Consider the following 2,793-nt stretch of genomic DNA (forward strand, 5'->3'; position numbering starts at 1 on the left):
GGCGGCGGCGACGCCGGCAGTCCGATGTCGGCATCGATGCGCTATGGCGCCTATGCCATGGAGGTGCTGATCAACCAGATCCTCAAGGCGGGTGCGCGGCGCGAGAACCTGGAGGCCAAGGTGTTCGGCGGCGGCAACGTGCTGCGCGGTTTTACCGCGATCAACGTGGGCGAACGCAATGCCCGGTTCGTACGCGATTTTTTGCGGATCGAGAACATCCGCACCGTGGCCGAGGACCTGAACGATGTGCATCCGCGCAAGGTGTATTTCTTTCCGCACACCGGCAAGGTGCTGGTCAAGAAACTCAAACAACTCAACAACTACACGCTGGTGAAACGAGAGCAGGACTACGCGAGCCGGCTCAAGACCCATGCGGTAAGCGGCGATATCGATCTGTTTTGAGCGCCAGAAAGTTAGCATCATGAAAATCAAGGTTCTGATCGTCGACGATTCGGCGCTGATTCGCGGCGTGATGAAGGAAATCATCAATAGCCAGCCGGACATGGAAGTGGTGGGTGTCGCTCCCGATCCTCTGGTGGCGCGCGATCTGATCAAGCAAACCAATCCGGACGTCCTCACGCTGGACGTGGAAATGCCGAAAATGGACGGCCTGGAGTTTCTCGAGAAGCTGATGCGGCTGCGCCCGATGCCGGTGGTCATGGTGTCGTCGCTGACCGAGCGGGGTTCGGAAATCACCATGCGCGCGCTGGAGATGGGCGCGGTGGATTTCGTGACCAAGCCCAAGGTCTCGATCCAGAGCGGCATGCTTGAGTACACCGAGCTGATCGCGGAGAAAATCCGCATCGCCGCGCGCGCAAGAATCAAGCCGCGCACGCTGCCCGGCACGCAGGGCCAGCCGGCCAGCCCCGCCCTGGCTTCGGTACGCAATCCGCTTACCAGCAGCGAGAAACTGATCATCATCGGCGCGTCCACCGGCGGCACCGAGGCGATCAAGGACTTTCTGATGCAGCTGCCGCCGGACTGCCCCGGCATCCTGATCACCCAGCACATGCCGGAAGGCTTCACGCGCTCGTTCGCCAACCGGCTCGACAAGCTGTGCAGGATCTCGGTCAAGGAAGCCGAAGGCGGCGAGCGCGTGCTGCCGGGTCACGCCTATCTCGCGCCGGGCCATTCGCACCTTCTGCTGGTCCGCAGCGGCGCCAACTACATGACCCGGCTCGACCAGGGGCCGCCGGTCAACCGCCACCGCCCCTCCGTCGACGTCCTGTTCAGCTCGGCCGCGGCCGCTGCGGGCAAGAACGCGGTCGGCGTCATCCTCACCGGCATGGGCAAGGATGGCGCGGCGGGGATGCTGGAAATGAAGAAGGCGGGGGCCTACAACCTGGCGCAGGATGAAGCCTCGTGCGTGGTATTCGGCATGCCCAAGGAAGCCATCGCGATCGGCGCCACCCATGATGTCGCCCCCCTGCACGAATTGCCGGGGCGGGTGCTGGAGTTTTTCGCGGCGCACGGCAATCGCGCGATGCGGGTCTGATTCTTCGCGCGACGCGGCTTCCCGGCGGTTTTTCGGCTCAAGTTCGACGCCATCCTGCCGATTATTCCAGTAGCAAATCAAACCGCATCAGTGGAGTTATGTATGGCCGATCCAAACACGAAATTTCTGGTTGTTGACGACTTTTCCACGATGCGCCGCATCGTGCGCAATCTGCTCAAGGAACTGGGGTACTCCAACGTCGAGGAAGCGGAAGATGGCGTCGATGGCCTGGCCAAGCTGAGGGCCGGGAATTTCGATTTCGTGGTGTCCGACTGGAACATGCCCAACATGGATGGCCTCACCATGCTGCAGACCATCCGTGCCGATGCCGCGCTGTCCAAGCTGCCCGTCCTGATGGTGACGGCCGAAGCCAAGAAGGAAAACATCATCGCCGCGGCGCAGGCAGGTGCCAGCGGCTATGTGGTCAAGCCTTTCACCGCCGCCACCCTCGACGAGAAGCTCGCGAAAATATTCGAAAAACTTGAAAAAGCGGGAGCCTGACGTGGATACGCTATTCGCCGGCTCCGCCGTGGCCGCCCCGGCCGATCCGCTGCGTGCCGAAGCCCGTGTGGAACCGCAGGGCGGGGTGTGCGAGCAGGACGAGATGCTGGCGCGGATCGGCCAGATCACCCGCAACCTGCACGACAGCCTGCGCGCGCTGGGACTCGACAAGGTAGTGGAAAAGGCGACGCACGAGATTCCCGACGTCCGCGAACGCCTCAACTATGTGGCGCGCATGACCGAACAGGCCGCGCAGCGCGTGCTGAACGCCACCGACACGGCGATTCCCCTGCAGGAGCGGATCGATGCGGGAGCCGACGAGATACTGAATGGCTGGCATGCCGCGCTGAAAGCCCCTTTTTCGGAAGCCAATTATCGCGACATGGCGACGCTGACCATGCAGTGCCTGGTCGACATGCGCAACGACACCGGCGCCACCAAGCAGCAGTTGCTCGACATCATGATGGCGCAGGATTTTCAGGATCTCACCGGACAGGTCATCCGCAGGGTGACCGAACTCGCGCATGGGCTGGAGCAGCAACTGGTGCAACTGCTGATCGACTATGCGCCGGCCGAGGTGAAGCGGGAATCCGGCAGCGGCCTGCTCAACGGCCCGCAGATCAACCCGGCGAACAAGAGCGATGTGGTCGCCGACCAGAGCCAGGTCGACGACCTGCTCGACAGCCTCGGGTTCTGACGAACTTAAGTTACAAGTTACAAGTTACAAGTTACAAGTTACAAGTTACAAGTTACAAGTTACAAGTTACAAGTTACAAGTTACAAGTTACAAGTTACAA

4 protein-coding genes are annotated in these 2,793 nt (G+C 61.4%); all 4 read left to right on the forward strand.

The window, feature by feature from the left end; all coding sequences use genetic code 11:
• Window positions 1-402, forward strand: a 402-nt coding sequence (locus tag BGO62_RS02070; protein ID WP_296638919.1) for a chemoreceptor glutamine deamidase CheD, incomplete at its 5' end; no start/stop codon positions are given.
• A 19-nt stretch (window positions 403-421) separates the two neighbouring features.
• The gene (locus BGO62_RS02075) at window positions 422-1,495 is read left to right on the forward strand and encodes a chemotaxis response regulator protein-glutamate methylesterase (protein WP_296638920.1); all 1,074 of its coding nucleotides are present in this window, start codon (window positions 422-424) and stop codon (window positions 1,493-1,495) included.
• Window positions 1,496-1,597: 102 nt separating this feature from the next.
• Window positions 1,598-1,996: a chemotaxis response regulator CheY gene (gene cheY / locus BGO62_RS02080; RefSeq protein WP_296638921.1), complete on the forward strand. Its 399-nt coding sequence runs from the start codon at window positions 1,598-1,600 to the stop codon at window positions 1,994-1,996.
• A 49-nt stretch (window positions 1,997-2,045) separates the two neighbouring features.
• On the forward strand, window positions 2,046-2,693 hold the full coding sequence (gene cheZ / locus BGO62_RS02085) for a protein phosphatase CheZ (RefSeq protein ID WP_296638922.1): 648 nt from the start codon (window positions 2,046-2,048) through the stop codon (window positions 2,691-2,693).
• Window positions 2,694-2,793: the final 100 nt, after the last annotated feature.

Origin of the sequence: Thiobacillus sp. 65-1402, assembly GCF_001897685.1 — a bacterium.
Lineage (GTDB): Bacteria > Pseudomonadota > Gammaproteobacteria > Burkholderiales > Thiobacillaceae > Thiobacillus.